We start from the raw sequence: 4910 nt of genomic DNA, 5'->3' as shown, positions 1-4910 counted from the left end.
CGTCAATTACGGCAGCGGACAAGCCTATGCGGCAGGAGCAACGCAAGCGGAAAATCCCGCCGCTGTTCCGGATGCGGCAACCGTGCAGTTGGCTACCTACTCTGACCAGGATTTCAAACTCCGTGTGCTGCACACAAACGACACGCACGGCCATCTTGAAAATGTCACCAAACGAATTTCGGCGATCAAGAGCGAGCGTACCGGCAATTCGATCCTGCTGGACGCGGGCGACGTTTTCTCTGGAACGCTCTATTTTACAAAATTCGAGGGTCTGGCCGACCTGAAGTTCATGAATTACATCGGCTACGACGCCATGACTTTCGGCAACCATGAATTCGACAAAGGACTGCCTACGTTAAAAACCTTCATGGACGGGGCCTCATTCCCGTTCGTCAACGCCAACATCGATTTTACAACGCACAACAGCGAACTTGCCGGGCTGTATCACAATGAAACCGGACTGATCGGCGACCCCGGCAACCCTGCCAAGAACGGCAATATTTACCCCACTGTCGTCAAGGATGTTTACGGCGAGAAAGTCGGCATTTTCGGCCTAACCACGGAAGAAACCGTCGGACTCTCGTCTCCGGGGGACAAAATCACCTTCGAGAATTACAAGACAAGCGCAGAACAGGCAGTAAGCATGCTGCAAGCGAAAGGCATTAACAAGATCATCGCCCTTTCCCACCTCGGGTATAACATTGACCAACAGCTCGCGGTGGAAGTCCCTGCAATCGACATTATCGTTGGCGGCCATACCCATACGAAGCTCGACGTTCCGGTAGAGGTTCCGCACGGAAGCACCGGAGACACCACACTCATTGTGCAGACGGGCGAATACGGACAAAATCTCGGGGAGCTCGATGTCTCCTTTAACACCAGCGGCCAGCTCACTAGCTTCTCCGGCAGACTGCTGGATGTTGCCAAATACGCGGAAGACGCGGAAGCCAAATCGATGCTCGCCCCGTATGACGCCCAGCTAGAAACCGTCCGTCAGACCGTTGTCGGCTATACCTACACGGATCTGTACACTCATCGTATGATCGACGGTAAAATGGTGCGCGTGGCGCGGCAGGAAGAAATACCGCTCGGCAACCTGATCGCTGACAGCATCAACAGCAAATCTACGGAACTGGTTAGCAAACTGCTCTCCCCGTCCGAACTGTCTTCCATTAAGGGCTTTGTAGCCATTCAAAACGGCGGCGGCATCCGGGCTCCGATTAACCAGGGCGACATTACACTCGGCGAAGTACTGACCACCATGCCGTTCAACAACAGCCTTGTAGCCCTCAAGGTTACCGGCAAGGAAATCATTTCATCTCTGGAAAACGGCGTCAGCGGCCTGGAAGCGGATCAGGGACGGTTCCCGCAGGTATCGGGAATGCGGTACACTTTCGATTCGGCGAAACAACCGGAAATCGTCGATCTGGCTACCAATCAGGTCAAGCAGGAAGGCAATCGAATCGTATCGGTGGAGATCAAACAGCCGGACGGCAGCTACGCTTCGGTTGACCCGGAAGGCTACTATATTTTGTCCACAAACTCCTTCATGGCCGGAGGAGGCGACTTCTACCGGGCGCTGGCGGGGGCCAAGGCGGATGGACGCTATTATGAACTGTACATGCCGGACTATGAAGTGTTGGATGAATATTTAGGCAAAATCGGTCAGGTGAACATCAGCCTTGAAGGCCGGATCACCAATTTGAAAGGCGATTCGGCTTCGCCTGCGCCCGGAAGCGGCGGCGGAACCGTGACCGCGCCAACCCCGGCGCCTTCAGCAAGTCCGGCACCGGCTCAAGCTCAGGTAACGACCCTGACGGCCGAAGATTTGACCCAGCGTCTGGCAGCTCTGCCTGCCGGCAGCAGCGAGCTGGTCATCCCGGTTGCCGCCTCCGCAGGCGGCGCGGAAGTCGTGCTTCCGGGCAGTGCGCTGCTTCAGCAGGCTGCCGCGACACCTGAGCTCGTACTGACCTTTGACACAGGGAATGCTTCCTACTCGCTGCCGCTGAGCGTACTTAACGGTACGGCGATTACGACTCAGCTCGGAACGGGCGACTTTACCGTTACCGTCGCCATTAAGCCTGCGGATGCAGCCACAACCGCCGGAGTTAACCAGGCCGCCGCGAAGCAAGGCTCGCTCACGCTGGCCGCACCGGTCATCCAATTCTCCGTCACAGCCAAAGCCGGAAACCGCAGCGTGCCGATTAACCATTTCGGCAGCAAGTATGTGGAAAGAACGATCCAAGTTGGCCGTTCGCTGGATAACAAGACGGCTACGGGCGTCGTGTACGATCCGGATACGGGCGCGCTTTCCTTCGTCCCTTCTGTCTTTACGGCAAATGCGGATGGTACGGCCAAAGTTACCATTAAACGAGCCAGCAACAGCTATTACACCGTCGTTGAATCTTCCAAGATTTTCGGTGACATCGCCAGCCACTGGGCGAAATCGTCCATTGACCTGCTGGCCTCCAAGCTGATTGTCAACGGAAACGACACGGGAGCGTTCTCGCCGTCGAAACCGGTGACACGCGCGGAATTCGCGGCGCTGATTACACGGGCGCTGGGTCTCGAAGCGGTAGACGGCACGGCAGACTTTACAGATGTTAACCCGTCCAAATGGTATGCGGGAGCGATCCGGACGGCCTCGGCGGCGGGACTGATCTCCGGCTATCCGGACAACAGCTTCCATCCGGACAGCCCGATCACCCGCCAGGAAATAGCGGCCATCCTGTCCAAAGCGACGAAGCATGCCGGAATGTGGCTGCCCGATGACAGGGAAGCCTTGGGTAGATTCAAAGATCAGTCAGCAATCACGGCATGGTCCAGAAGGTCAGCCGCCGAGCTGGCTGCGGCAGGCATCATCCAGGGCACCCCGGACGGCTTCTTCGCTCCGGGGCACACGGCAACCCGCGCAGAAGCGGCGGTCATGCTGGAGAAGACGCTGAAAGTGCTGAAATTCATTGACTGAGCACCGCTTTGTATCAGCACTCGATTAACAAAGAACCTTCAGTTCCACTTCAATAGTGGTTCTGAAGGTTCTTTTGCGTGTTGATGGGATTCGCTCTACCCTCTTAGCGCCGCTGTTCCATCCAATGTACGGCATAATCGACGATGGCCCGCTGGGACATGAGCTGCGCGGGAGCCGCCGCGACAAGACCGTGCCGGATCAGCCCCTTCTCTCTTTCATAGTCCTCGCCGATTTCACCAAAGTCATCAGAATTCCATTCCCAATCCGGAAACCACGCCCACCTTCTGACTCCATCCTCGGAGACCGGGGCGCCGGCGGTCACTTCTTTTTTGCCGGGATAGCTTGCACGGTATTCCGCGAGATGTATCGAGGTGTTATTCAAATGCCCCACACCGAGCAGCAGCACCATGCCGTCCAGATCGTACAGTCGTCCAAGCGGCGATCCGTCACCAAGACCGTACGGCAGCTCATGTCCGGCGGTGACCGTATCGGCATGCTTGCCCCAAGCGGCGAAGGAATACAGCGGATGCCCGCTGCGCCTTACTCCCTGCTGCTTGCGAAAAGCTTCCGGGATGATGCCCATCCCGCGCGGAAGCGTCAAGTCCGGAGCGTAGGGCGGCATCTGCTCCCGTATCGTATCCCACCACTCTTTCGGAACCGGGGGGTTGCACCAGCCCGAAGGGTCGGTCAGATCGGTCGTATGCGTCGGCATGATGAGCGTACCCGCTTCGCCCAACACTTGTTCAAGCGCCAGAATAACAGCGGCCGGTCCGCCAGCCACCCATTCGCCCAGCGATTTAAAGGAGGAATGCAGCAGCACCGTCATGCCTTCCAGCAGGCCAAGCCGCCGAAGGTCCTCCGCCAGCGTCTCTACCGTAATCAAATTCCCCTGTATTTCTCTCATATGATGATCTCCGATCTTGTAACATACTTCAGGCAGCCAAGACTGTATCTTCTTAGAGCCGCCCCGGGCTGTTTATCTTTACCTTGAGACTGCGCCCGCCCTTTCCATCATCTCCCCCATGGCTCTCCGGCGAGTGAGGCAGCTGAAAGAACCGCTGGACCGAAGGCAGGAGAGTCACGATCTGAATGAGCAGTCCAAGACTCATGTAAAAAACGTGCACAAGGCTGACCGCGTTCATAATATAAGTTTCCACCATAATCCAGATAATTTGTCCGAATCCCACATATAATGATAATGTCCACGCCGAATGCAGCTCTTTAAAAGGATTAAGCGCGTCGGCCCATGCCCAGCGCGGTCTTTTGACCATACCGTACAGCACAAAGAGCGGAAACACTCCGAATACCGCCAGCAATAAAATACCTGGGAACAAATAGCTGGAAAAAGGGGGACGCCGCAGCACCGTATCCGCCGGCATTCCCATCATGCTTCCGCTTGGATCGATAATGAGAGCAAGCCCGCCGAAGATCGCCCCCACGCCCAAAAAAACTTGCAAAACGTAAAGAAACAACACGGCGGGCGGCCGTTTTCCGGCCTTTGCCGTTCCCGCTCCCGCGCTAGGCTCAACCGTTTCTTTTACTCCTTGATTCATCCATGCTTCCCCGCTTCCATTCTTGGATTAGGCGGCTCAGGAACAAGCGGTCATCGGCTGTTCTCATTATACCAAAGCCCCCCTCCCCGGTATGAGACACGGATTACACCCTGTGCAAAAAGCGCCGGGAACAGCAGAAGTGTGATTATCCGCACTTTGCGTTATACTTAAACGAAGGGTGTAAATGCTTCCTGAACCCCCACATTTAATAACTTTAGCTCCGTAGGCGGAATATGAATTCATATATTTCAAAAAACGAGGTGACAGAGAGCGGCGGCTTTCAGCCGTCGCTTTTGAGCATGTCTATACTATTAGTTGATTCGCATGCAACCAAACAATGCGCTTATTGTCTTCAGTATAAACCGCTATCGGAATTCCGCCGACGCACC

Annotated in this window: 3 protein-coding genes; 1 reads left to right on the top strand and 2 read right to left on the bottom strand. The window is 55.7% G+C overall.

The annotated features are described in order from the left end of the window. Nucleotides 1-2968: S-layer homology domain-containing protein (locus tag L691_RS30785; protein ID WP_025692010.1), on the top strand; the 2968-nt coding region annotated here is incomplete at its 5' end. Nucleotides 2969-3071: 103 nt separating this feature from the next. Here the strand turns inward: L691_RS30785 and L691_RS0119270 are convergent. Both L691_RS0119270 and L691_RS29450 read right to left on the bottom strand, forming a co-directional pair. Next, on the bottom strand, nucleotides 3072-3872 hold the full coding sequence (locus tag L691_RS0119270; protein WP_025692009.1) for an aminoglycoside N(3)-acetyltransferase: 801 nt from the start codon (nucleotides 3870-3872) through the stop codon (nucleotides 3072-3074). Between the two features lie 52 nt (nucleotides 3873-3924). Then, nucleotides 3925-4521, bottom strand: a complete 597-nt coding sequence (locus L691_RS29450) for a hypothetical protein (RefSeq protein WP_025692008.1) — start codon at nucleotides 4519-4521, stop codon at nucleotides 3925-3927. Nucleotides 4522-4910 lie beyond the last annotated feature (389 nt).

It is taken from the genome of Paenibacillus zanthoxyli JH29 (assembly GCF_000520715.1).
Taxonomy (GTDB): Bacteria; Bacillota; Bacilli; order Paenibacillales; family Paenibacillaceae; genus Paenibacillus_AQ; species Paenibacillus_AQ zanthoxyli.
The sequence above is the reverse complement of the archived record's forward strand: the minus strand, read 5'-3'. Positions and strand labels throughout refer to the sequence as shown.